This window comes from Sphingobium sp. CFD-2, assembly GCF_024611135.1.
Lineage (GTDB): Bacteria > Pseudomonadota > Alphaproteobacteria > Sphingomonadales > Sphingomonadaceae > Sphingobium > Sphingobium fuliginis.
The window spans coordinates 197,430-221,513 of the sequence record NZ_CP084405.1; the positions used below are offsets into that span (position 1 = coordinate 197,430).

Sequence of the window (24,084 nt, forward strand, 5' to 3'; positions counted from 1 at the left end):
GGCCTTCGCCCTGGAGCCAATCGGCATTCAGAAGATGACGAGCCGAAAATAGGGGTTTTCCGTGACCCGGAGCGCAGCCTGCTCAAGGTAGGTGAGCACCGGAAGCACGGAAGCGTCATTTGCAGGCCGTCAGGGCTGAATGTCGATTGGCTCTAGCGCATAGGTGGCGGTGTAGCCGACATGGTCTGAAAGCATGGTGCCGTCCGCCCCATGGCCGAAGGGAATGTCGATCCGGCGCAGCGTCAGAGTCATCTGCCGGCCCGACGCGAAAAACTCCCAGTCGCGGGCGCGCCGTTCCGACAGGCGGGCATCGGCGGAGAAGGGCAGGTGCAGCCCCTCGGCAGCGGCATAGGCATTGTCCATGGGCGTGCCGAAACTCCAGTCCCGCGCCGCATGGTCCATAAGGTCGACGCGCCGCTCGACCGCCTGGCCTGCATTGAAATCGCCGCCGACGATCAGCGGGTCGTGAGGGTCGTGCCATTGGCGGATGAAGGCGGTGAGGCTGGCGATCTGAAGGCTGTGGGCATGGTTGGAGCGGGCATCCGACACGTCGGAGGCGCGACGGCTGTTGAGATGCGTAGTGACTATATCGATCGGCCCGGGCTGGCCGGGAAGGCTGATCCGCACCAGCATGGCGCCCTTGTTCGCCAGGCAATCGAACCCGGCACAGGCGAAGCGCGGAAAGGCCATGCGGTGGACCGCGACGATGGGAAAGTCGGACAGGATCTGCAGGCCGCTGCCGACATATTTGCCGATGCCCTCGCCGTGGAGCGGGCTCTCGCCGGCGACGAAGCGCTGCTCCGTGACCGCCGGTCGCGCATCGTTCGTCGTCCGGTCGTCCGGGCCGTCCGCGACATAGGCATAGCCGGCCGCCCGTCCGATCGCCCTCGCATCGTCGGTAAAGGCTTCCTGCAACAGCACGACATGGGGATTGCGCCCCTCCGCGCGCATGTCGCGCAGCGTCGTTGCGATGCGGTCGAAATCGGCTTCGCGCCCCCAGGCCAGCGGCCAGGGCAGGCCATGGACATTATAGGTCATGACCGACAGGGCGCCATCGAAGCCGATGGGGACGGGCGGCGGCGGGAGGGCGCGCGTGTCAGCCGGAGGCGCCGCCGCGATCAGTGCGGCGACGGCGATCATGCGGAAAGTCCATGTCGGAATGCGCACAGCTTCTTCTCCTGTGGCGCAACGACGATGCCGGCAGAGCAACACCGCAGTTGTCGCCGGGCGATAAAAATATTCATGCAGCAACTGCGGTCCTTTGCGGCGATGGCGTCTTCCCGATGAGGGCGAAAGGCGGATATGGCGCAAATTGTCACAGGCAGGTCATCACCCGGCATCATAGCGGCGCTCGATAGGCGCAGGCGTGCTGGGGGTGTGGACCTGTCATGAAACGACTTCTTCTTTCCCTTCATGATGTTGGTCCATGTTTCGAGGGTGAAGTCGATCGCCTGCTGGATCGGCTTTCGATGCACGCCGCGCCCGGCACGCTTGCGATGCTGGTGGTGCCCAATCATTGGGGCGTGCACCCGCTGCTGCCCGGATCGCCCTTCGCGACGCGGCTGCGTGGCTGGGCGGAGGCCGGCGTCAGCATGTTCGCCCATGGATGGTTCCACAGGGACATGGCGACCCATGACAATGCCCTGGATCGGTTCAAGGCGCGGCGCATGACCGCCGGGGAGGGCGAGTTTCTGGGTCTGGACGGGGCGACCGCTGCACGGCGGATGACCGACGGCCGCGATCTGATCGAACAGGTTACGGGCCTGCCGGTGGCGGGCTTCGTCGCGCCCGCCTGGCTTTACGGCAGCCCTGCGCGCGCCGCGCTTGGCCGGTGCGGATTCGCCTTGGCGGAGGATCATATGAAGGTGTGGCATCCGCCATCGGGCAGGATATTGGCCCGTGGACCGGTCATCACCTGGGCCAGCCGCAGCCGGGCGCGCATCGCCTCCTCCCTGCTGGCGGCGCGGCTGTTGCCGCCTGTCCTGCGCCATGCGCCGGTCGCGCGGGTCGCGGTGCATCCGGGCGACGCGCATGTGCCCGCCCTGCTCGACAGCATCGACCGGGTGGTGCGGCGTCTGGGGCGGACCCACCGCCCGGCGCGCTATGGCGATCTGCTGGCTGGCTGAAATGCGTATCCTGACCTTCCTCCACAGTTTCGAGCCGGGCGGCGTCGAGCGGGTCGCGCTGCGGCTGGTGCGCCGCTGGCGGGACCAGGGCATCGACGCGCCACTGTTCCTGGGGCGCGGCGATGGCGCGATGGGCGCTGAACTGGGCCATGACCTTGACCCTCATGTGCCGCGCGGGCCGGGCTTTTCCGTTGCCGGGTTCGAGACCCTGTGGATGATCATGACATTGCCGGGCTTCATCCGCCGGACGCGGCCGGACGCGATGTTCTGCGCGGGCAACAGCTATGCGGTGGTCGCCGTGGCGATGAAGCTGCTGCTGGGACGCCATTGCCCGCCCGTCCTGGCGAAGATCAGCAATGACCTGGAGCGGCGGGACATGGTCTGGCCGGTGCGTACCGCCTACCGGTTGTGGCTGCGCATCCAGGGGCGGTTCATCGATCATTTCGTCGCCATGGCGCCGGGGCTGGAGCGCGAGATTGCCGCGCTCGTCCGGCCGGGAGCCGGGGCGATCAGCATCATCCCCGATCCGGCGCTGTCGCTGGACCAGATCGACCGGCTGCGCGCCGTCCGGCGGAAGAGGGCGGGCAAGGGGCGCTGGTTCGTCGCCATCGGCCGGCTGGCGCGACAGAAGAATTTCGGGTTGATGCTGGACGCCTTCGCGCGGGCCGCGGGCCCCGACGATCGTCTGCTGATCTTCGGCGAGGGCCCGGAACGCGGCAGGCTCGCCGCGCGGTCCCGCCGGCTTGGCATTGCCGGACGCCTTTGCTTCATGGGCCATGTTCCCGATCCCGCCCTCAGGATCGGGCAGGCCGACGCCTTCCTCCTCTCGTCCGATTATGAAGGAGTTCCCGCCGTGGTGCTGGAAGCGCTGGCGGTCGGCCTGCCGGTCATCGCGACGGAGTGCAGCGCCGCGATGCGGTCCTTGTTGGGCGACGGCGCGTTGGGGAGGCTGGTGCCGGCAGGTGATCTTGCCGCCTTCGCAAGGGTTCTGGCCGACGCGCCGGGGCCCCAGCATGCCGCCGCCAGTCTGGCCCAGGCGCGGCACTTCACGCTGGAGGCGGCCGCCCCCGCCTATCTGGACAGCTTCGCCCGAATTGCCGCGCGACCGACTGAGGCGTTCCTCATTGCGTGTCGTCAACCCATCCCGTCCACAATGACGAGTTCCTTATGACCGGCAACAGCTCCACCGGCCTGCTTCCTCCTCCCGTCGTGCCGCTCGACCCGCCGGTGCTCGACCCCAAGCCGCTGATCCAGTCGGGCCGCAACTGGACCCGCTGGGCCGGGCCGCTGGTGTCGGTGCTGATCCTGGTCGTCGCGCTGCACCAGTTCCATGGAATCGACCCGTCCAGCCTGTGGGCGATGCTGCCCGGCAGCATCGCCTTCTGGGCGGCGTTCGCGCTTTACTATCTGGCCGGGCCGCTTTCCGAATGGGTGATCTTCCGTCGTCTCTGGGCGATCCCGGCAGACGGCTTCGCAGCGCTGCTGCGCAAGCTGGTCAGCAACGAGATACTGCTCGGCTATCTCGGCGAAGTCTATTTCTACGCCTGGGCGCGGCGCAGCGGGAAGATCACGACCGCGCCGTTCGGCGCGATCAAGGATGTGACGATCCTTTCCGCGCTGGTCGGCAACGGCGTCACATTGGTCATGGTCGCCTTCGCCGTGCCGCTGCTGGGGGCGGTGGACGCGCGGCTCAACAGTTGGGAAGTGGGCGGGTCGATCCTGTTCGTGCTGGCGACATCGCTGGTGGCGATGCTGCTGCGCAGGCGGCTGTTCACCCTGCCGCGCGCGGAATTGCGGGTCGTTGCGGGCATCCATCTGGCCCGCATCGTCGCGACCACGGTGCTGGCGGCGATGATGTGGCACATGCTGCTGCCCGACATCGAACTCAGCTGGTGGATCCTGCTCGGCACGCTGCGCCAACTGGTATCCCGCCTGCCCTTCCTGCCGAACAAGGATGTGGTGTTCGCAGGCATGGCCGCCTTCCTGATCGGGCGCGACAGCGAGATCGTGTCGGCGATGGCGTTGATGGCCTCGCTCATCCTGGTGGCGCATCTGCTGGTCGGCATGGCGCTGGGCGCGACGGGCCTCATGAAGGAGAGCGAGGTGCAATGATCGCGACGCTGCTGCTCGCCGCCGCCATCCCCTCCACCCCCGACCTTGGCAAGGCGGAGGGCCAGTGCCGGGTGGATGAAAAGGGCCCGTCCTTTCTGGTCGACGTCAACGGCCTCAAGGACCGCAAGGGACGGCTGAAGCTGGAACTGTACCCCGCGGACGACGCGGACTTCCTGGCCGACGACAATCTGCTGGTCGCGGCCGGCAAGCCCTTCCGCCGGGTGGAGGTGGCGGTCCCGGCCACCGGGCCCGTGCAGCTCTGCATCCGCGCGCCCGGTCCCGGCACCTATGCGCTCAGCCTGCTGCACGACCGCGACGCCAACCGCCGCTTCTCGCTTTCGGTCGACGGGATCGGCTTTCCCGGCAATCCGAAGCTGGGCTGGTCCAGACCGTCCGCCGTCGCCGCCAGGGCGGTCGTCGGCAGCGGTCCCACCCATATCGGCATCATCGTCAATTATCGCCGGGGGCTGCTGTCCTTCGGCCCGGTGGAGAAATAGGCCATGCGCATCGTCGACGTCTGCGCCTTCTACGCGCCCAGCGGCGGCGGGGTGAAAACCTATGTCGAGCGCAAGCTGCGCGCCGGGGCGCTGGCCGGGCATGAGGTCATCATCCTCGCGCCGTCCGACAGCGACCGGGTGGTGGAGGCGGGCGGCGGCAGGATCGTCATGCTGCCCGCGCGCCGCTTTCCGCTGGACCGGCGCTATTCCTATTTCGACGACGAAGCGTCGCTCCATGCCATGCTCGACCGGTTGCAGCCCGATCTGGTCGAGGCATCCTCGCCCTGGGCCAGCGCGGCGATGGTGGCGCGGTGGCGGGGCGGCGCGCCGCGCGCGCTCATCATGCACGCCGATCCGCTGTCGGCCTATGCCTATCGCTGGTTCGGATCGGTGCTGAGCCGCGAGGCGATCGACCGGGGGTTCGACTGGTTCTGGCGCCACCTGCGCCGGCTGGACGAGCGGTTCGATCTGGTGGTCAGCGCCAGCGACAGCCTGTCGCGCCGGCTGGAGGCGGGACGGCTCCGGCGGGTGATGACGCTGCCCATGGGCGTCGAGCCGGGGCATTTCAGCCCCGCGCATCGGCATGAGGGGCTGCGCGCCCGCCTGCTGGAGCGCTGCGGGCTGGGGCCGGAGGCGACGCTGCTGCTGGGTGTTGGCCGTCACGCCCCGGAAAAGCGCTGGCCGATGGTGATCGATGCGGTGACGTCGGCGGGCTTTTCGACGCCGGTCGGTCTGGTGCTGGTCGGTGACGGGCGGGAGAGAGGGCGGGTGCGCCGGGCGTCGGCCCATAATCCGCACATCCAGCTGCTGGCGCCGATGCATTCCCGCCCGGCGCTGGCCGAACTGCTCGCCAGCGCCGACGCGCTCGTCCATGGCTGCGAGGCGGAGACCTTCTGCATGGTCGCGGCCGAAGCGCGCGCCAGCGGCCTGCCGGTCATCGTGCCCGACGAAGGCGGCGCGTCCGATCAGGCGCGCAGCGGCGGCGGACTGCTCTATCGCGCGGGACAGGCGGACAGTCTGGCCGGTGTGATCGCGAAATTCGCGCGCGCCGATGCGGTGGCGCGGCGCCGGGCGGCGCTGGAGTCTGCGCCGGCCGTCATGACTATGGACGACCATTTCGACCGGCTGTTTGCGGCCTATGACGATATTGCAGGGGCACGACGCCATGTTGCTTGACCGACGCATTACCCGCCCCCTGCGCCCGCACATTCCCTTTCCGGCCTTTCGGAAATCGCCGCAGGATGCGGTGGAAGTCCATCCCTGCGGCCTGCGCCATCGGTCGACTTGCGAGTGCTGGTCGTTCGTGGCCGCCATTCTTTGGTGGTTGTTGCGTGCCGATCGGCAACATGGGAAGGGGCCGGGACAACCCTGACCGCGGCGTCAGGTCGCGCGGAAGCCAATTCCTGGCATTCAAATAAAGATAATCGGTCTTCTTCGATATTTCGAAAGTTATATATCGATCCCGCAAATTGTGATCGGAAGTGAATATAATCCTCTTTGCATGGGAAACAGTAAACACTGCTAACGTTTCTCTAACCTTTCCTGCTCCAATATTGGTTCAGATCAATAGGTGTCGAAATCACCGGAGGGGGAAACGTCATGCGCAAATATTGTGCGTTGTTCCTTTTGGGTCTCTTGCCGAATGCGGCGATGGCAACGGATGCCACAACGACGATGGGCGTGTCGGCCACGGTATTGAACGTCTGCCTGGTGTCGGCGACGAACATGGCGTTTGGCAGCTATGATCCGACATCGGCGTCTCCGACCGATGCGACCAGCACGATCAATGTCACCTGCACGCCGGGCACATTGTTCAACATAGGATTGAACGCGGGAAGCGCCGTCGGAGCGACGGTATCGACCCGGAAGATGCTGAGCGGCGCCAATCCGCTCGGCTACGCGCTCTACAGCAATTCGGGACGCAGCACGAACTGGGGCAACTCGGTGGGGTCGGACACGGTCGCCCAGACCGCGTCGACGATCCTGCCGGCGGCGTTCACCGTTTATGGCCGCATCCCCGCCCAGCAGAGCGTGGCCGCCGGCAGCTACACCGACACGGTGACGATCACCGTCAGCTACTGAAGGCAGGTCCGGTCATGACAATCAGGCGGCATGGCGCAGGACCCGGACGGGTTCTGGCGGTGATGGTCGGCGTCCTGTTCTGGGGGATCGCACCGTCTGCGAATGCGGGCGCGCTGCGCATCCTGCCGGTGCGGATCGAAATGGCGGCCGAGAAACAGTTTTGCAGCCTGACCATCGCCAATGATGACAAGGCGCCCGCGACTGTCCAGGTCAGGGGTTTTGGCTGGCGCAAGGATGCGAACGGCATCGACCTGCTGGACCCGGACGGGGGGCCCGTCGTCAATCCCTCCATTCTCAGCATTCCCGGCGGGTCGAGCCGGCTGGTCCGGTGCAGCCTGCCGACGCGCAGCGGGTCGCGTGAAGAGAGCTACCGCCTGATCATCGATGAATTGCCGATGGCGACGGTTGCTCCCGGTACCGTGCGGACGTTGCTTCGCATCAGCATGCCGATATTCCGCGCGCCGTCGGGCGCGGCGCCCCTGCTTCGCTGGTCGGTCGGAAAGGGTGCGGATGGACGGCGGACGCTCATTCTGTTCAACCAGGGCGACCGGCATGTCCAGGTCACGGCGATCGACATGACGCCTGCCGGGGCTGGCGGGAAAGTCACGCGGCTCGACCGTGGTTTCTACCTGCTGGCGGGCGGGCGCATCGACCTGCCGCTTGAATCCCCGGATGGCGATGCGATCAGCGGAGTGCAGGTGGAGACGGCCACTGGCCCACTCGCCGCGTCAACCGCCGTCGCCGAGCGGTGAGGGTGGATGATCGATGCCGCTCGCTGCTGCATTGTCCGGCGCAGGGCGGGCCGGCTGGCGGCCGGGCAGGGCATCGGTCCTGCTATGGCTGTCGCTGGCGCAACCGGCGGCGGCGTCCGATCTTCCGTTGGCCCTCGCCGTTCCGGTGGCGGTCGAGCCGGACGGCAGTCCGCGCCCCATGCCCGTGGGAGTCGTCATCAATGGCCAGCCGCTTGAAGAGACGGGCCTTGTCGTGCTGAGCGCGGGCCGCCTGTTCGTCCGGCAGGACATGCTGAGCCAATGGGGTTTGCGGTTGCCCGCGCCGCTTCGGCAAATGGAGGTGGGCGGCTGCAACTATGCCTTGCTGGACGGGCTGCCCGGCCTTTCGGTGAAACTCGACGGTTCGGGCGGGACGCTGCTGATCGACGCCGGGCCGTCCTTCTTCCCGACCGCCCATATCGGCCCGGAACAGCGCGGACGGCCGGTGATGGAAGCGGTGCCGGTGCAATTTGCCGGCTATGATCTGTCGGTCGCGCGCTGGGGCGGCGGCTGGGCCGCTTCCGCCCTGCTGGATGCCGGGATGTCGGGCGGCTGGGGCGTCGCCGGCATCACCGCCCTGATGCAGCAGGGCGGCGGCGGGCCGGGGGCGGTTCGTCTCGACAGCAATGTCATCCGCGATTTTCAGGATCGGCGTTTGCGGCTGGTCCTGGGCGACACATTGACGCGCGGCGCCGACTGGAACCGGCCGGTCCGGTTCGCCGGGGTGAGGCTGGGGACCGATTTCTCGTTGACGCCGGAAGCCGTCACCTATCCGGTGCCCCGGCTTTCCGGCTCCGCCGCCTTGCCCTCGGTCGTGGACCTTGCGGCGGCCAGCAGCCGCCAGAGCATGGCGGTTCAGCCCGGCGATTTCAAAATCGATTATCAGCCCGTCTTTACCGGCGCGGGCGAAGTGACGATGACGATCAGGGACGCCAATGGCGCCGCCCGCACCGTCACACAAAGCTTCTACACCAGTCCGCGGCTGTTGCGGGAAGGGCTGGACGATTTTTCGCTGGAGGCAGGGTTTTTGCGCAGGGACTTCGGTGCGCGCAGCTTTTCCTATGGGGCTCCCTTCGCCGCCGGTTTCTGGCGGCATGGGCTGGGCGACGGCCTGACGCTTTCCGGCCGCATGGAGGCAAGCGAGGATGGGCAGATGGCCGGGCTGGGATTTGGCGCGCTTCTGTCTTCCTGGGGCGAAATATCGTTGGCGGCGGCGGGGTCGCATGGCCGTTCGGGTGATGGTTTCCTGTGGCGCGCGCAGGTGCAGCGGATCACGGCCCGCTATTCCGTGACCGCCAGCTACATGCAGGAAGATGCGCATTTCGCGCAGGTCGGGGAGGATGATCCCGTGCCCGCCGGTCGCCGGGAATGGGTCGTGGCGGGAAGCCTGGCCCTTGGCGGGCGCGGCACCGTCAATGCCCATTATCTCGACAGTGAGGGCGGCCAAGGCGACCGCTTCTCCACCGGCTCCCTTTCCTATGCGGCCAGCCTGGGGGCGGCCTGGGTCACGCTGGGCGCGCGGCGGACGCGCCTTTCGGACAGCCGGACCAACGGCCTTTTCGGATCGCTGACCCTTCCCCTCGGCGTGCGGTCGAGCGCGGGCCTGTTCGTGGAGGGTGGCCGCACCGCCGCCAGCTTCAGCCAGAACCCGCCGCCGGACGCGGGGTGGGGCTATCGCTTCCTGGCGTCGCGTCAGGCGGATGCGCCGGTACAGATGGAAGGCGGCGTGACATGGCGCACGGCGGCCGGCGATGTCGATCTGTCGGCGTCGCGCATGGGGGAAATGGAAGGGATGCGGTTCCAGGCCCGCGGGGCGTTGCTGCGGGTAGGGGGACGGATCATCGCGACACCGCAGCTCGATTACGCCTTTGCCGTGGTGGATGTGGCCGCCGATCAGGACGTGACGGTCTTCTTCGAAAACCGGCCGGTCGCGCGCAAGGCGGAACCGGGCAGGCCCGCGATCGTCACGGGGTTGCAGCCCTATGCGGCCAACCGGATCGCGATCGACCTGGATGCCCTGCCGATCGACACTGTCGTGACATCGGCGGAGCAGGTCGCGGTTCCGGGATACCGGCAGGCGGTGAGGATCGGTTTTGGGGGTGCGGCCGCTCACCCCGTCACCTTGCGGCTGGTCGACGGCGGCGGCGCGGCCATTGCGGAAGGACTGACCGTCACCATGGAGGGAGCGGCACCCGGCATTTCCGGACATGGCGGCGAAGTGTATCTGGCCGATGCGCATGAAGGGCAGGAAATCCTGCTGTCCGGCCCGGCGGTCGCCTGCCGCGCGATCGTCCCGGCCCTGCCGGGCAACGCCGGTGCGGCACGGATGGGGCCGGTACGCTGTGTGCCGGATCGGGAGGGGAAGCGATGAAAGCTGCGGGATTCGTTCTGGCCGCGCTGGCCGGCATGGGGCTGGCGACGCCGGCATGGGGCTGCACCCTGTGCAGTTGTTCGGCGTCGACAACGGGGATCGGCTTTGGCGGCTACGATCCCACTTCGCCCGCGCCCAAGGACGCCGCGGGCAGCGTGACGCTCAGTTGCACGGGCCTGGTCTCGCTGGCGGGGACCATCGACATCGCGATCAGCCCGGGCTCGTCGGGCGATGCGCTGGCGCGCCAGATGACGCAGGGTGGCGCACGGCTCAACTACAACCTCTATACAAATGCCAGCCGCACGACCGTCTGGGGAACCGGATCGTCGGGGACCGGCACGGTCACCGCCTCGTTGAACGGGCTGCTGTCCTTCAGCCAGACCGTGTCCGTCTATGGCCGCATCGCGGCGGGACAATGGCCGCAGGCGGGGGCCTATGCCGACAGCCTGATCGTCACCATCAGCTACTGATGCCGACCGGCTTCGTTCCCATCATGAAGACGCCGCCCGCCTGCCCGTCGGCGGACAAGAGCGGCGCGGCATTGACCCAGACGGTCTGGCCGTCGGGACGGCCGCCCACCAATGCCGCCGCCATGCCGAACGGTTTCCCCACGGTCAGCAACTCTTCCACGGCATCGCTGATCGTGCCGCGGTTGGAAGCCCCGAACAGGGTCGCAAATCGGGTGCCGACGATCCGGCTCTTCTCCGTCCCGACCAGCTCCGCGAGCGCGGGCGAAATATCGGTGACGATGGCCCGGACATTGAAGGTTCCGCGGGCCAGTCCGGGCAGCCGGTCGATCAGATCCTCATAGGCGGCGATCCGCGCATCCTGGGCGCGCAGGGTCACGCGATCCGCGATTTCATCGGCAAGCACGGCAAAACCGCCCGGAAAGGCCGCAGCCTGGACGCGATGGACGAGCGGCGGCGGCCCGGCGGCGTTCTGCTCGAACGCTTCCGGAATGCCCGTGTCGCGTACGCGTTCAAGCGCCCGCAACAGGGAATGGGAGTCGGAGCCCGCCAGCATCTGCGCCAGGGGGACTCCCAGCACCTGCTTCTCGCTGACGCCAAAGCGGCGGCGTGCGGCCAGATTGATCCGGGAGAGTTTCAGATCCCGATCCGTCAGGATCACCTGCGTGGGGATCATGTCCAGCAGGATGTCCAGTTGCGTTTCCGGATGATCCGGTCCGCTGGAGCATTTCCGGCCACTGGCCAGACGCTGGAACAGGTCCGTCGCAAGGAGCGTCAGGCCGACATGGCCATGGTTCATGATATGGATGGGTTCGCCCATTGCCTGTCGCGAATGCACGGCGAAATGCCGAATCAGCGCCGTGGCCGTGACGACCTGACCGGGCGGTAAATCATCCACCGGCTTGCTCCCCTTTTCCCATCATCCCGTCGGTGTCCGCATAATGCGTACAATATCGGGCCTGTCATTAAAACGGAATCGTAACGAGTGCGCTGCCGCCGATCAAATGCTTCCTCAACCCATTGTGTTGCCGGACGAATATGGGCGGGGTCGGGGAAGGGAAAAATCCTGCGGGCCGTGCCGATACATATATTGCGTAAAATTCCCTGTCTTCGCCTTCGCGCGCCCTTAGCCGTGGCGCTTCCATCTTCCGTCCGGGGACGTGGGATGCCGGGCTTGCGCTACCGCTGGACGGGCGCGTGGGGGGCACCCGTTCAGGGTTGTGTGCGTCAAGTTCTGCAAATAGCGGCGGGCATGCTGGCTAGGCGGCTTGACGTAGATCGGCTTTCTTCATCTCCTTAAGGTCGTTCATGTTGAGATAGCGGTTGGCTTCGAGCCAGTTTTCGTGGGTCTCGACAGCAAGCGAGCGTATGAGGCGCAAACAGCTGTCTTCATTGGGGAAGATACGCAGGACGATCGTCCTGCGTTTGATTTCTTCGTTAAAGCGCTCGAGCATATTGGTGCTCTTCATATGTTTATGATGCTGCCGCGGAAGCCGGTAGAAGGTGAACGTCTCCTCGATGGTTTCTTCCGCCCAGCTGGTGAGCTTGGGGTATCGTGGCGACCATTTTCTCAGCCAGGCAGCCAGATCGCTTTTGGCCTCTGATAGTTCGCGACGATCGTAGATCCAACGCAGCTCCTGCAGGCAGTCGTCATCAGCTTTACGCGGCAGATGGTCGAGAGCATTTCTTAAAAAGTGCACGTAACAGCGCTGGAACCAGGCATCTGGCAACACTTCACGAACAGCGGCTCGTAAACCCGCATGGTCATCGGCAACGATATATTCGACACCGTGGAGGCCGCGCTCCTTGAGGCCGACGAGAAAGTCCTTCCACGAAGAGCGGCTCTCGCGGTTGGCGAGCTCTACAGCCAGAATCTGGCGCCGGCCTTCCCAGTCCACACCCAGTGCGACGAGTACGGCGCAGGAGCGCACCACGCCTGCCTGGCGGACTTTCTCATATTTGGCATCGATGATGAGGTAGGCGAACGGCTCGTCCAGCCGACGTCGGGCAAAGGCTGTCAGGCTCTCGTCCAGTCGCTTGTTGATCGCTGAGATGGTCGAGGCGGAGAAGCTGTGGCCGCAAAGCTCTTCGGTGATAGCCTTCACCTTCCGGGTCGACACACCCTGGACGTACATCTCGGCTAACGATGCCACGAGCGCCTGCTCCGAGCGCTGATAGCGCTCAAACAGCTCGGTCGAGAAACGGCCGTCGCGATCCTGCGGCACCCGCAGCTCCAGCTTGCCCACCCGCGTGATCAGCGTCCGATTGTAATGTCCGGATCGATAGCCAACACGGCCGTCAATGCGTTCGCTCTTCGAGGCGCCAAGGACATCGGTCATCTCACCTTCCAGCATCTCCTGCAGCAAATCCTGCACGATCTCCCGCAAGGCGTCGCGGTTCGCGCCCATCAAATCTTTGACGGCCGCTATCGATGGTCTATTCTCATTCCTGGTCATGGTGGGGCTCCATTGGGGTTGGCGACTTTGAACATCACCAGCCTGCCATGGCCGCTCAAATCCTCAATGGATTTTGCAGAACATCCCGCACACTACCCCGTTCAGGGGACGGATCCATGAGGCGCGACGCATCGCGATATTCATCCGGGATTGCCGGAATAGCGAACCCGGCGGAGGGGCGAGGCAGGAAGGCCATGCGATGGCTGACGGGCGCTTTGCTGCTGGCGGGCGCGGGGTCGGGCGTGACCGCCCGAGCCAATGTGGTCAGCGCCTGCTCCGGCGTCAGCCTGCCCAAATCGGTGCTGACGCAGACCATCGGCGATGTCATCACGCCCGTTCTGGCGCCGGTGGAATCGACGCTGAGCATCCTGACCTTCGGATCGGTCGACCTCGGCATCAACGCCGCATTGTCCAATGCGGCGTCGGGCGCGCCGATCAATCTCAATGTGCTCGACATCAACGGCAATGCCGTCGACCTGCTCTCCGACCCGAGTTGCGAAACGACCTCCGACAGTTTCAGCCTTCTTACGCCCAGGGGCATTTCCTTTGGCGGCAATAAGATCACCGGTCTGGGTACGCCGGGTCTTGAAGCCAGCGCGGGCGAGCTGGACGCCATCGCCATCGGCAACCTCGCCAGCACGGCCACGGGCGCCTATGAGGCGGTGGCGATCGGCGCGGGGGCATCTGCCACCCACATGCGCAGCGTGGCATTGGGTGCGGGATCGGTCGCCAACGGCCTCAGCCTGAACCTGCCCGCCTATCTGGTCGGCGGCACTGCCAGCGCGGAGGTGAATATCGGCGGCCGCCGCCTGACCGGGCTCGCGGCCGGGGCGAATCCGACCGATGGGGTCAATGTCGCGCAATTGCAGGCCGTCAACGACGCGCTGGGCACCCTGGCCGGCAACGCGGTGCAATATGACGGCAGCGCGCGGTCGATGGTCACGCTGCAGGGCGCGACCGGCACCGGCATCACCAACCTTAGCGCGGGAGCGGTGAACGCCACCAGCACCGATGCGGTCAACGGCTCGCAATTGCAGGCGACGAACGACCTTGTCGCCCAGAACAGCGCGGCCATCGTCCAGCTAGGCTATGATCTTGCGATATTGAACGATCTGGCCGTCAAATATCAGGATGGGACGAAATCCTCCATCATCCTCGGCGGCGCAGGCGGCACGGCCATCACCAATCTGGCCGCCGGCACCACGAGCAGCGACGCGGTCAACCTGTCGCAGTTGAGCAGTTCGGGGAGCGGCGGAGGCGGCGGCGGTGGCGGTGCGGCGCAGGACGCGCTGCCCTATGATCCGGCGATCCAGGCCTATAATGCCGCGCGCGGCGGCGTCGACCAGAAGATCGGCGGCGTTGCCGCGGGCGAACTGAGCGCGGCATCGGCTGAGGCGGTCAATGGCGCGCAACTCTACGCGACCAATGTGCAACTGGCCTATAATGTGACCGCCATCGCCGACCTTCAGGAAGCAAGGGCAGGGTATCTCCAGGTCAACAACAGCTCCGGCCATGCCAAGCCCGTCGCGAGCGGCGCGGACACGCTGGCCGCGGGGGCAGGCGCCGTGGCGTCCGGCAGCGGCAGCCTGGCCCTGGGCACGCAGGCGCAGGCGATTGCGCCGGGCAGCGTCGCGCTTGGCTATGCTTCTGTCGCCGACCGGGCCAATACGGTGTCGGTCGGCAGCGCTGGGGCGGAGCGGCAGATCACCCATGTCGCCGACGGCATGGCGCCGACCGACGCGGTCAATCTGCGCCAGCTGCAAGGCGGAATGGGGCAAGCGGTCGATGCCGCCAACGCCTATACGGATGTGCGCTTCAATCTGTTCGACAGCGGCCTGCGCAATTTGCGCCGCGATGCGGAGGGCGGCATCGCCGCGTCCATGGCGATGGCTGGCATACCGCAATTTTCCGAAGCCGGCGGCGGCACCCTGGGCCTGGGCGTCAGCACGTGGCAGGGGGAACATGCGGTCGCCATGGGAATATCGAAGGTGTCGGATAATGGCCGTTTCATCATGCGGGCGTCCGCAACCTATAACAGCCGCAATCAGGGAGGCGCCAATGCCGGCATGGGCATCGCGTTCTGAAAGACGCCGGTATCTGGCCCTGCTGGCACTGGTCCTTTGTCCGTCGCCCGCGGCGGCGGCCGAGCCGGACTTTCTGCCGGACATCGCGCCCCTGTCGGATTTCCCCGATCCCGGTCGCGCCACCCGCCGCGAGGGTGTGTTTCTGTTGCCCCAGACGCCGCGCCTGTTAACGCCCGGCATGACCAAGCGGCAGGTCTATGCCTTGCTGGGCGTGCCCCATTTCCATGAGGGTTTGATCGGTGAGCGGCGCTGGAACTATATCCTTGATTTCTATACCGGTTCTGGAACGGAATATCGGATTTGCCGCCTGCAATTGCATTGGGACCGCAGGATGCGCCTCGAAAAAATGGCCTGGAGCGACAAGGTGTGCCGGGACATGGTCTACGCGCCGCCGCAACCGCTGGCCGGCGATCCGCAACGCCCGGTTACGGTGCGGAAGCTGCCGACGCTCACGGTCTATTTCGATTTCGACAAGGCCGATGTGCGCGAAGACGCGCATCGCGAACTGACCGCATTCCTACAGGGGAATGAGCGAAGCATCCAAAAGCTGTCGGTGACGGGTTTTACCGACAGCGCGGGACCGGATGCCTATAATGACCGGCTGAGCCTGATGCGGGCGGATGCCGTGGCCAGGGATCTGGTGGCGATGGGGGTGCCCCTGTCGAACCTCCAGGTCTCCGGAGCGGGGGAGCGCACGCCCGCGCACCGGTCCGAGGGAGGCGCTGCCGATCCTCTCAACCGGCGGGTGCTGGTCCGCATGATGTCGAATGACGAATGATGATATATCCCTGCGCTTCGCAGCCGGATCGCTGGCATGTCCGGCAAAGCCGGCGCGCGGGAGCGATGGTCGCTGCGTCCCGCCGAAAGGCTAGAGCCATCGACATTCAGCCCTGACGGCCTGCAAATGACGCTTTTCCGTGCTTCCGGTGCTCACCTACTTTGAGTAGGCTGCGCTCCGGGTCACGGAAAACCGCCATTTTCGGCTCATCATCATCTGAATGTCGATTGGCTCTAGGCGTCAGTTGGGCCTCGCGCCGATTTCAGGGTGACGGGACGCAGGCTTTCCTTGTCCTCCGGAGCGACCGTTGCATGAATGTCGGGGCGGTAATGTTCGTCCGCGCGTTGCGATCCATCGGGATGTTCGGGACCTTCCAGATCGACCGGACGATGTCCCACTTCGCCGGGAGCGTCGGCCCGTTGCCGATGCGCTGCGGTCTGTTCATCGTGCTCCGCTGCTGAATCCCGGTTTCCTGTAATGGGCGTGGACCAGGTTGGGCGTCCGCCTTTCAAGAGTTGCCGCCCGGCCAAGGCCGCGACGCCGAGCAATGCCAAAGTCCTCAACATGACAGGTCTCCTTCGTGATGAAGGAACGCGGCGGAGGAGATAGGTTTCCCATGGCGTTCGATGCCCTTTGTTCGATCCGGCGCTCAGGCCGGGTCGTCATCGTGCAAGGGAATGATGTGATCTGCCGGGTTCATGGAAAAGAAGACATGCTCTTCCCACAGGCGCAGAAGGTCGGCGGCGCGGCCGCTTTGCTGGGCGTTCAGCAATTCCGTCAGCAATTCCTCATGCATGACCGCCTGGTCCTGCAAGACACGGCCGTGCAAATCCTCGACCGAGAGCATGGCGAACCGAATTTGATCTCTCAGTTGGTCGTAGCGTGAGATCAATCGCGGAAGTCCGGTGAGCCGGACCAGCGTCATATGGAATTCGATGTCCAGCGCCGAGATGGTTTCCACATCGGAATTGGCCTGCGCCGCCCGCATTCCATCCACCACGGCGGCTAGCGGACCGAGATCGGTCTTGCGCTGCACGAGGATGCGAATGGCCAATATCTCGTCAGCCGCCCGAAGCGCGGCCAGTTCGGGCATGTCGCCCGGCGCGGACGGAGCAACGACATAGGATCGATTATGCGCCTTCACGATCAGTCCGGATTGTTCGAGCAACCGAAGCGCTTCGCGCACGGGGGCGCGGCTGACGGCCATCCCCGTCGCGAGCACGGACTCCCGCAACGGTTGCCCGGCGAGGAATTCCCCCGACAGCAGCTTTTCCCTGATCTGGGCATATACCTCGCTGACGATCGAGCTGGTTCGAACTGCGGTGAAATTCATGTCATCAGTGCTCGCGCGTGCCATTGCCGTTCCACCGCCTTTATGACGATGTCAACGGCGGAGTAAAAGTCGGCCATTGGGCGGCGCAAAATCAGGCCGGGTGATCCGTGTGCTGGCGAGCGCCGCGAGGGCGTAGCCCGAGTGGGGGTCGCCAACACACGGATGGTCTTTTCTGTCAGGGGTTGGAGCGTGCCTTGCGCGCCTGGCTTTGGGCCAGACGATAGCTCTCTCCGTTCATCTCGAGTATGGAGACGTGGTGGGTAAGCCGGTCGAGGAGCGCGCCTGTCAGGCGCTCGGAGCCGAACGTTTCGGTCCACTCGTCGAACGGCAAGTTGCTGGTGATCAGCGTCGAGCCGCGCTCGTAACGCTGCGAGATCAGCTCGAACAGCAGTTCCGCGCCGGTTTTCGAGAGCGGCACGAACCCCAGTTCATCGATGATGAGGAGCTTGTATCCGGCCATTTGCTTGTGGAGGCGCAGAAGGCGGCGTTCGTCGCGTGCCTCCATCATCGCGCTGACCAGCGCGGACGCGGTGGTGAAGCCGACCGTCAGGCCCTTCTGGCAGGCGGCAAGGCCGAGGCCGATCGCCACATGGGTCTTGCCGGTTCCCGAGGGACCAAGGGCTATGACGTTCTCGCGGCGGTTGATCCAGTCGCAGCGTGCCAGTTCCAGCACCTGCATCTTGTTGAGCTTGGGGATCGCGGCAAAGTCGAAGCTGTCGAGGCTCTTGGCGGCCGGGAACTTCGCAGCCTTGATCCGGCGCTCGACCATCCGGCGTTCCCGGTCGATCAGCTCCAGTTCGACAAGCCGGGCAAGGTAGCGGACGTGATCTGCGCCCTCGGCCGCGCATCGCCGGGCCAGCTTGTCATGCTCGCGCAGGAAGGTTGGTAGCTTGAGCGTCTTGAGGTGGCTGGCCAGTAACAGCTCGGGGGACGGACTGCTCATGCCGCATCCTTCGCATCGCCCGAGAGCAACTGCATGTAGGAGCGCGCCGATGTCGTCTCCACCCTGGCTCTGGGCAGATAGGGATAGATCGCCATGTCCAATCGGGGTGGTCGGCGCTCCACCCGGCACAGCAGGAGATGCTTCACGGCATCAAAGCCGATCGCCCCGATATCGAGAGCCTGCTTTACGGCCGCATGCAGATCGGCAAGCGTGAAGCTCTCCAGCAGACGCAGCACCTGCACATACTCGCGCCGACCATGCTTGCCCATACGAGCTTCCATGAGGCGGCGCAGCGTTGCAAACGCTTCGGGCAGGTGCCAGCCTTGCAGGGGCGCTGCCTGATCGAGCGCATTGATCTTCTGTTCGATCAGGGGAAGGTAATGGATGGGATCGAAGATCACGTCCTCGCGCTCGTAGCTGCGCACATGACGGGCAATGACCTCGCCCCGGCAGCCGATCACCACCTCGCCGACATAGCCCCGGATCCATACCTCCTGATGGCCGAAGCGCACCGGCACCGAGTAATCATTGGTCCGGTAACGCACCAGCGCCTGCGACGAGACCTGGCCGCTGGTCTGGTCACAAGCCTCGAACGGGGCAGCCGGCAGTTCCTGCATCGCCGCCAGATCGCGCTTCAGCCTCTCGCCGATCGTCTCGCTCTCGCCCCGCAGCCGGTCGTTCTGACGCTTGCGGCATTGCTCCTCGAGCCACAGGTTGAACGCCTCCCACGTCGCGAACCGGGGGATCGGCACCATGAAGTTGCGGCGAGCATAACCGACCAGCCCTTCAACACTGCCTTTGTCGTTCCCCCTGCCGGGACGGCCGTAACGATCGCGGATCAGGTAATGCGACAGGAAGCCGCTGAACAGCCGGGCGCGCTGCCTCGTGCCGTCGGGCAGGATCTTCGAGACCAGGCAGCGGTCGTTATCGTAGACGATCGACAGCGGCACCGCGCCGAAAAACGCGAAGGCGTGCACGTGGCCGTCCATCCATGCCTCGGCAACGGCAGCGGGATAGGCGCGCACGTAGCAGGCGTCGCTGTGCGGTAGATCGAGCACGAAGAAATGCGCCTTCTGCACAACACCGCCGATCTCGACCATGGCCTCACCAAAATCTGCCTGGGCATGGCCGGGCGCATGCGCCAGCGGCACGAACATCTCCCGGCTGCGCTGCTCGCGCTGTCGGATGTAATCCTTGATGATCGTGTAGCCGCCGGTGAAACCGTGCTCTTCGCGAAGGCGGTCAAATACCCGCTTCGCCGTATGACGCTGCTTGCGCGGAACCTGACGGTCACCATCAAGCCATGCATCGATGATCGGAACGAACGCTTCCAGCTTGGGCCGCCGCACCGCCGCCGTCCGGCGGTAACCGGGGGGCTCCGAATACGACAGCATCTTGCGGACCGTGTCGCGCGATACGTTGAAATGCTTCGCCGCCTCACGCTGGCTCATGCCGCCCGCGCAAGCAAGACGCACCTTCAGGTAAAGATCCACGGTATATATCTCCACGCCCTCCCTGCTCGCGCAAAGAAGGCAAAGTGGACGACTTTTACGCCGCCCGCAGCAGCACTTCGCCGCCGCCACCGTGGTCTAATTTTGCACCGCCGTTCTCAGGCCGGGGATGTAAGCCCATTTGCGGCAATGCCAAGCGCCATTTGTCAGGCAATGGTCACGACGCGCGCATGCCCCTTCCGGTCGAGCGGCTTCACCACCACCTTGTCGCCCATCCGGTCGAAGGCGATGTCCACCGCCGCGTCCCCGAGGCGCAGGCCGTAGAGCGTCAGCTCGTCGATGAAGCGGGGCAGGGTGGGATCGCGCAGGGCAATCTCCGCCCCCGCGACATCGAAGGTCAGGCCCAGGCTCGACTGGATCAGCGACAGGGGCGCCGCCGCGGACCAGGCTTGCGGGCTGCACGCCACGGGATAGAATGTCGGCCCCTGCGCCCGCCGCCGGGGAAAGCCGCAGAACAGTTCGGGCAGCCGCATCAGGTCGACATAGGTCGCGGCCGCGAACAGCCCCTCGAAGATCTGGGCCGCCTGCGTCCGGTAGCCATAGCGGGAAAAGCCCGCCGCGATCAGCGCATTGTCATGCGGCCAGATCGATCCGTTATGATAGCTCATCGGATTGTAGCGCGCCTCGGTCGAGGCGATGGTCCGCACGCCCCAGCCGGAAAAGGAGGCCGGCGCCATCAGCGTGTGCACCACCATGTCGGCGCGCGCCTCCTTCGCGAGGCCGGTGAACAGCACGTGCCCGGCATTGGAGGAGCGGACGCGGCACGGCCTCTTATCCCCATCCAGCGCCAGCACATAGGTGCCGATCCCGGCGTCGAAGAAGGCGGCGTCGAAACGATCGCGCAGATCGTCCGCCCGCGCGCGGTGGTTCACCGCCCTGTCCGGATCGCCCAGGGCGGTGAAGATCGCCTCCGCCGCTCGCCACGCGCCATAGACATAGGCCTGCACCTCCGCCAGCGCGATCGGGCCGCGCGCAATGCTGCCATCGGCATGGAAGACCGAATCATGGCTGTCCTTCCATCCCTGATTGACAAGCCCCTGGTCGGTCAGCCGCCCATATTCGACGAACCCGTCGCCGTCGCGGTCGCCATGCTCGTCTATCCACCTCAGCGCAGCCTCGACATGGGGCAGGATGGAGGCGATGAAGCCGCTGTCGCCCGTTCTTTCCAGATAGGCCCCGGCCAGCATCACGAACAGAGGCGTCGAATCGATGCTGCCATAATAATGGCGGAAGGGGACTTCGCCCAGTTCCGCCATTTCGCCATGGCGCACTTCATGCAGGATCTTGCCCGGTTCGGCATCGGCGGCGGCGTCATATTCGGTTGCCTGATGCGCGGCCAGATAGCCGAGCACGCCGCGGCTGATCGCCGGGTCCAGCCACAGCGTCTCCAGCGCGGTGATGATCGCGTCGCGACCGAAGACGGTGCTGAACCAGGGAATGCCGGCATAGGGATAGGGCCCATATTCGGTGTCGGTCGACAACATCGTGATGTCGGCCACGGATCGTCGGGCCACCTCGTTGAAAAGCTGGTTGGAGGAGCGCACGGTCGCCCCGCGCGTGCGCGCCTGCTTCAGCGCCTGCATGGATTCGCGCAGCGTCTTCAGGAAATGCTTGGACAGGTCGCCCACCGGCTCGTCATCCTGCGGCTGGCAGCAGATTTGCAGATATAGCGTGCGGCGCTCGCCGGGCGGCACGGCCACCTCGAAGCGTGCGCGGCTTTCCGTCAGGATCTGGGGAGCGGGATCGAAGCGCAGCAGCGTTTCGCGCCGCTTGTCGTCGCGCCCGTCATAGCCCAGCAGCACGGACTTTGGGCCGATCACAGGTTCCCGCACGGCGCCGCGCCGCAGACGGGTCATGCCGCGTATCTCGAACAGGTCCGCGAAATCGGCGGCGAAACCGATATTCACCGCCACGGTGCGGACCTCCGTGTCGAAATTGCGGATCGTGATCCGTTCATGCACCGCGCCTTCCCACAGGAAACGGGTGCGGCGCAGGTGGATGAGATCGTGTTCGACCGCCACCCGGCCGTCCCCGCCCGGAAAATCGGGATTGGTGAGGTCGCAGGTCAGCATCGCATTGTCGTCGCGAAGGCCAGAACTCAGCAGGATCGGCCGGGTGTCGTTGATGGTGAGGTAGAGATGCGACAGATGCCGGGTGTCGCGATGATAGAGTCCTTCCGGACTACCCGGACCGGCAATCGCGTCGCCGCTATGGTCGAAGACGGCGAAGCTGTCCCCATGTTTCAGCGTTCGCGGCCGCCGCTCATGCAGCGACGCCGTCGCCGGGATGAAGAATTGCGTCTGCGCCTGCGACAGCGCCTGTCCCGGATCGACGCCGTGACCGGCGTTCGGGACCGAAGGGCTGGGGTTTTCCGGCTGCAACTGGCTTGCCGTCATGCCTCTCTCCTGATGCCGGAGCGTTTTCACGACGGGTGAAAACGCTCTTGTCCTTTGATGCCGCATTTTCCGGGCTGTCGACCGTAAACGGTCCAGTTGAAAATGCCCTATCCCACGACCTGAAGTTCCGAACCTTCTCCGCGTAGCCGGCGCAGCATCGCGGCCTGCGTCCGCGCGCCGGGAAGATCATGATAAAGCTGAACATAATCGGCCGCCATCCGCTCTGCCGTGAAGCGTGCGTCAAAGGCGGCGCGCACCTGTGCGCGGTCGAGTTCGTGGAGTCGGCGGACCGCCGCGACCGCTTCATCCTCGCTCTCGACGATATAGCCCGACTGGCCATGGTCGATCACCTCGGGGACGGAGCCGCAGCGGAAGGCGACGACCGGCGTGGCGCAGGCCATGGCCTCTATCATCACCAGGCCGAAGGGTTCGGGCCAGTCGATGGGGAACAGCAGGGCGCTTGCCCGGCCCAGGAATTCGGCCTTCTGCGCCTCGTTGATCTCCCCGATATAGTGGATATTGGGATAGCGTTCGACCAGCGGCGCGATCTCCTCCTCCCAATAGGCGCGGTCCACCGCATCGATCTTCGCCGCGATCCGCAGCGGCAGTCCGGCGCGGGCGGCAATGCGGATCGCCCGGTCGGGGCGTTTTTCGGGCGAAATCCGTCCCAGAAAGGCAAGGTAGCCGTCGCTGGGGCCGGTGCGGGGCGGCAGCAGGTCGGCCGGCAGCCCGTGGTGGATCGTCCTTGCCCAGTTCACCGGCGGCATCGGCAGCCGCTGATGGTCGGAAATCGACACCAGGCTGTGATCGGGAAAGGCGCGGTAGAAGGCGGGAAGATCGGGCAGGTCCAGCCGGCCGTGCAGCGTCGTCACCGTGCGGCCGATGAAATCCTGGACCAGCGGCATGTGCAGCAGGTCGATATGGAAATGCAGCGCGTCGAATTCGTCGGCCCGGCGGCGCACGGCGTCCAGCAGGATCATGTGATAGGGAATGGGGTCGCGCACGTCGGGATTGAGCCGCAGCGCCATGTCTGTCACCGGCACCAGTTCCGCCGCGGTCACGGAGTCGCCACTGGCGAACAGCGTCACCTCATGACCCTGACGCACCAGTTCCTCCGTCAGGTAGGACACGATGCGTTCGGTACCGCCATAGAGGCGCGGCGGCACGCTTTCGGCAAGCGGAGCAATCTGTGCAATTTTCATGGTCGGGCATCCCTTCGAAGATCGCGCCGCCACCGATCCCCCGACCTGCGGTGGGCGCCCCCGTTAAAAGCGTGAAAGGCCCGCAGGTTGCATGGCGATTGCGCTTCCATGTCGGGATTTTCCGGTGGGCGGGCGTTTTTCGGCCGGTCGACGGAAAGCGCCCGTCCGCATCATTTTTCGCGCCGCTGACTTCGGACTGACATAGTCGCCGCTTAGGTGAGCGACAGCGAAAATCTGGCCGGCCGGTCTGAAGTGGGGCGGACATGGCCTTGAAATATGGAGAGCAATTTGACGGTCATCACGATCGATTTCGAGGCGTCGTGCCTGCCCCGGCACGGCCTGTCCTATCCCATCGAAGTCGGTATCGCCCGCAAGGGCCAGGCGCGAAGCTGGCTGATCCGGCCGCATGACGATTGGGCCGGATGGCATTGGTCGGCCGAGGCGGAGGCGCTGCACGGCCTGAGCCGCGACCGGGTGGAGCGCGAAGGCCTGCCCGTCGAAACCGTGCTGGCCGAACTGGCCGACGCCTGCGCGGGGCAGCGGATGGTGGCCGACAGCATGATCGACCAATATTGGCTGGACACGCTGGCCGACGCGGCGGGGCAGGCGACGCCCTTCCTCATCGATCATGTCTCGCTGCTGCTCGACGAGCATCGCGCGGGCGAGCGGCAGATCATGGAAGCGGTCGCCCTTGCCGACTCGGTCCAGCCGCATCGCCACCGCGCGGCGAGCGATGCGCTGTGGCTGGCGTCGCTGCTGGATCATATCGCCGGCCGGACGATCCATGCCCCCGCCCTGATGCGCATGGCCTGACCCGTCCTCCCATCGGAAGACCGGGAGGAGTTCCATGCGCCTGCCGCAACCGGAAAATGCTTGAGCAACAATTTGTAACGCTCGGCAAATTTCGGAGACATTCAGTGCGCCTAAACCCTGACCGACCATGTCCGGTCGTCAGG

General features: G+C 65.6%; 21 protein-coding genes. 12 read left to right on the forward strand and 9 right to left on the reverse strand.

Annotation, left to right across the window (positions count from 1 at the left end):
* Positions 1–129 precede the first annotated feature (129 nt).
* Entirely contained in the window at positions 130–1,140 is a 1,011-nt protein-coding gene (locus LDB29_RS00900) for an endonuclease/exonuclease/phosphatase family protein (RefSeq protein ID WP_257555696.1), read from the reverse strand.
* 248 nt (positions 1,141–1,388) lie between these two features.
* On the opposite strand from LDB29_RS00900, the gene LDB29_RS00905 reads away from it, so the two are divergent.
* The 9 genes from LDB29_RS00905 (at position 1,389) to LDB29_RS00945 (ending at position 10,428) form a co-directional block, all read left to right on the forward strand.
* Complete coding sequence (locus LDB29_RS00905) at positions 1,389–2,126, forward strand: DUF2334 domain-containing protein (protein ID WP_025547232.1); 738 nt, start codon at positions 1,389–1,391, stop codon at positions 2,124–2,126.
* 1 nt (position 2,127) lies between these two features.
* Positions 2,128–3,297, forward strand: coding sequence for a glycosyltransferase (locus tag LDB29_RS00910; RefSeq protein WP_158230054.1), 1,170 nt, complete (start codon positions 2,128–2,130; stop codon positions 3,295–3,297).
* Positions 3,294–4,238: a hypothetical protein gene (locus tag LDB29_RS00915; protein WP_099186181.1), complete on the forward strand. Its 945-nt coding sequence runs from the start codon at positions 3,294–3,296 to the stop codon at positions 4,236–4,238. The genes LDB29_RS00910 and LDB29_RS00915 overlap by 4 nt, the downstream gene beginning before the upstream one ends.
* Positions 4,235–4,735, forward strand: a complete 501-nt coding sequence (locus LDB29_RS00920; RefSeq protein WP_099186180.1) for a DUF2141 domain-containing protein — start codon at positions 4,235–4,237, stop codon at positions 4,733–4,735. The genes LDB29_RS00915 and LDB29_RS00920 overlap by 4 nt, the downstream gene beginning before the upstream one ends.
* 3 nt (positions 4,736–4,738) lie before the next feature.
* Complete coding sequence (locus LDB29_RS00925) at positions 4,739–5,911, forward strand: glycosyltransferase (RefSeq protein WP_044661698.1); 1,173 nt, start codon at positions 4,739–4,741, stop codon at positions 5,909–5,911.
* Between the two features lie 474 nt (positions 5,912–6,385).
* Complete coding sequence (locus tag LDB29_RS00930; RefSeq protein ID WP_226869815.1) at positions 6,386–6,817, forward strand: spore coat U domain-containing protein; 432 nt, start codon at positions 6,386–6,388, stop codon at positions 6,815–6,817.
* A gap of 14 nt (positions 6,818–6,831) precedes the next feature.
* Positions 6,832–7,569, forward strand: a complete 738-nt coding sequence (locus LDB29_RS00935; protein ID WP_099186179.1) for a molecular chaperone — start codon at positions 6,832–6,834, stop codon at positions 7,567–7,569.
* A gap of 13 nt (positions 7,570–7,582) precedes the next feature.
* Entirely contained in the window at positions 7,583–9,958 is a 2,376-nt protein-coding gene (locus LDB29_RS00940; RefSeq protein WP_257555701.1) for a fimbria/pilus outer membrane usher protein, read from the forward strand.
* Entirely contained in the window at positions 9,955–10,428 is a 474-nt protein-coding gene (locus tag LDB29_RS00945) for a spore coat U domain-containing protein (RefSeq protein WP_025547243.1), read from the forward strand. The genes LDB29_RS00940 and LDB29_RS00945 overlap by 4 nt, the downstream gene beginning before the upstream one ends.
* Here the strand turns inward: LDB29_RS00945 and LDB29_RS00950 are convergent.
* Entirely contained in the window at positions 10,418–11,323 is a 906-nt protein-coding gene (locus tag LDB29_RS00950) for a PAS domain-containing protein (protein WP_025547245.1), read from the reverse strand. The genes LDB29_RS00945 and LDB29_RS00950 overlap by 11 nt on opposite strands.
* Positions 11,324–11,684: 361 nt before the next feature.
* Positions 11,685–12,881 (reverse strand): IS256 family transposase, encoded by a 1,197-nt coding sequence (locus LDB29_RS00955; RefSeq protein ID WP_037449607.1) that lies wholly within the window; start codon positions 12,879–12,881, stop codon positions 11,685–11,687.
* Between the two features lie 194 nt (positions 12,882–13,075).
* On the opposite strand from LDB29_RS00955, the gene LDB29_RS00960 reads away from it, so the two are divergent.
* Positions 13,076–14,965, forward strand: a complete 1,890-nt coding sequence (locus LDB29_RS00960) for a YadA-like family protein (protein WP_193666726.1) — start codon at positions 13,076–13,078, stop codon at positions 14,963–14,965.
* A complete protein-coding gene (locus LDB29_RS00965; RefSeq protein WP_025552263.1) occupies positions 14,940–15,743 on the forward strand; it encodes an OmpA family protein in 804 nt (267 codons plus the stop codon). Before LDB29_RS00960 ends, LDB29_RS00965 begins: the two co-directional genes overlap by 26 nt.
* Before the next feature lie 233 nt (positions 15,744–15,976).
* On the opposite strand, the gene LDB29_RS00970 is transcribed toward LDB29_RS00965, so the two are convergent.
* The 6 genes from LDB29_RS00970 to LDB29_RS00995 form a co-directional block, all read right to left on the reverse strand.
* Positions 15,977–16,309: a hypothetical protein gene (locus LDB29_RS00970; protein ID WP_257555703.1), complete on the reverse strand. Its 333-nt coding sequence runs from the start codon at positions 16,307–16,309 to the stop codon at positions 15,977–15,979.
* An 83-nt stretch (positions 16,310–16,392) separates the two neighbouring features.
* Positions 16,393–17,076, reverse strand: a complete 684-nt coding sequence (locus LDB29_RS00975) for a GntR family transcriptional regulator (protein WP_025550351.1) — start codon at positions 17,074–17,076, stop codon at positions 16,393–16,395.
* Between the two features lie 175 nt (positions 17,077–17,251).
* Positions 17,252–18,019, reverse strand: a complete 768-nt coding sequence (gene istB / locus LDB29_RS00980) for an IS21-like element helper ATPase IstB (protein ID WP_054944222.1) — start codon at positions 18,017–18,019, stop codon at positions 17,252–17,254.
* A complete protein-coding gene (istA, locus tag LDB29_RS00985; protein WP_082430708.1) occupies positions 18,016–19,512 on the reverse strand; it encodes an IS21 family transposase in 1,497 nt (498 codons plus the stop codon). The genes istB and istA overlap by 4 nt, the downstream gene beginning before the upstream one ends.
* 164 nt (positions 19,513–19,676) lie before the next feature.
* Positions 19,677–21,926, reverse strand: a complete 2,250-nt coding sequence (locus LDB29_RS00990; protein ID WP_025550369.1) for an amylo-alpha-1,6-glucosidase — start codon at positions 21,924–21,926, stop codon at positions 19,677–19,679.
* A gap of 107 nt (positions 21,927–22,033) precedes the next feature.
* Entirely contained in the window at positions 22,034–23,128 is a 1,095-nt protein-coding gene (locus LDB29_RS00995) for a glycosyltransferase family 4 protein (RefSeq protein ID WP_025550370.1), read from the reverse strand.
* Between the two features lie 288 nt (positions 23,129–23,416).
* On the opposite strand from LDB29_RS00995, the gene LDB29_RS01000 reads away from it, so the two are divergent.
* Positions 23,417–23,941, forward strand: coding sequence for a hypothetical protein (locus tag LDB29_RS01000; protein ID WP_025550372.1), 525 nt, complete (start codon positions 23,417–23,419; stop codon positions 23,939–23,941).
* Positions 23,942–24,084: the final 143 nt, after the last annotated feature.

Excerpts from the sequence above, each read along its gene's own strand:
- LDB29_RS00900 (WP_257555696.1), bottom strand. The coding sequence starts at position 1,140 with ATGATCGCCGTCGCCGCACTGATCGCGGCGGCGCCTCCGGCTGACACG.
- LDB29_RS00905 (WP_025547232.1), top strand. The coding sequence starts at position 1,389 with ATGAAACGACTTCTTCTTTCCCTTCATGATGTTGGTCCATGTTTCGAG.
- LDB29_RS00910 (WP_158230054.1), top strand. The coding sequence starts at position 2,128 with ATGCGTATCCTGACCTTCCTCCACAGTTTCGAGCCGGGCGGCGTCGAG.
- LDB29_RS00915 (WP_099186181.1), top strand. The coding sequence starts at position 3,294 with ATGACCGGCAACAGCTCCACCGGCCTGCTTCCTCCTCCCGTCGTGCCG.
- LDB29_RS00920 (WP_099186180.1), top strand. The coding sequence starts at position 4,235 with ATGATCGCGACGCTGCTGCTCGCCGCCGCCATCCCCTCCACCCCCGAC.
- LDB29_RS00925 (WP_044661698.1), top strand. The coding sequence starts at position 4,739 with ATGCGCATCGTCGACGTCTGCGCCTTCTACGCGCCCAGCGGCGGCGGG.
- LDB29_RS00930 (WP_226869815.1), top strand. The coding sequence starts at position 6,386 with ATGGCAACGGATGCCACAACGACGATGGGCGTGTCGGCCACGGTATTG.
- LDB29_RS00935 (WP_099186179.1), top strand. The coding sequence starts at position 6,832 with ATGACAATCAGGCGGCATGGCGCAGGACCCGGACGGGTTCTGGCGGTG.
- LDB29_RS00940 (WP_257555701.1), top strand. The coding sequence starts at position 7,583 with ATGCCGCTCGCTGCTGCATTGTCCGGCGCAGGGCGGGCCGGCTGGCGG.
- LDB29_RS00945 (WP_025547243.1), top strand. The coding sequence starts at position 9,955 with ATGAAAGCTGCGGGATTCGTTCTGGCCGCGCTGGCCGGCATGGGGCTG.
- LDB29_RS00955 (WP_037449607.1), bottom strand. The coding sequence starts at position 12,881 with ATGACCAGGAATGAGAATAGACCATCGATAGCGGCCGTCAAAGATTTG.
- LDB29_RS00960 (WP_193666726.1), top strand. The coding sequence starts at position 13,076 with ATGCGATGGCTGACGGGCGCTTTGCTGCTGGCGGGCGCGGGGTCGGGC.
- LDB29_RS00965 (WP_025552263.1), top strand. The coding sequence starts at position 14,940 with ATGCCGGCATGGGCATCGCGTTCTGAAAGACGCCGGTATCTGGCCCTG.
- LDB29_RS00970 (WP_257555703.1), bottom strand. The coding sequence starts at position 16,309 with ATGTTGAGGACTTTGGCATTGCTCGGCGTCGCGGCCTTGGCCGGGCGG.
- LDB29_RS00975 (WP_025550351.1), bottom strand. The coding sequence starts at position 17,076 with ATGAATTTCACCGCAGTTCGAACCAGCTCGATCGTCAGCGAGGTATAT.
- istB (WP_054944222.1), bottom strand. The coding sequence starts at position 18,019 with ATGAGCAGTCCGTCCCCCGAGCTGTTACTGGCCAGCCACCTCAAGACG.
- LDB29_RS00990 (WP_025550369.1), bottom strand. The coding sequence starts at position 21,926 with ATGACGGCAAGCCAGTTGCAGCCGGAAAACCCCAGCCCTTCGGTCCCG.
- LDB29_RS00995 (WP_025550370.1), bottom strand. The coding sequence starts at position 23,128 with ATGAAAATTGCACAGATTGCTCCGCTTGCCGAAAGCGTGCCGCCGCGC.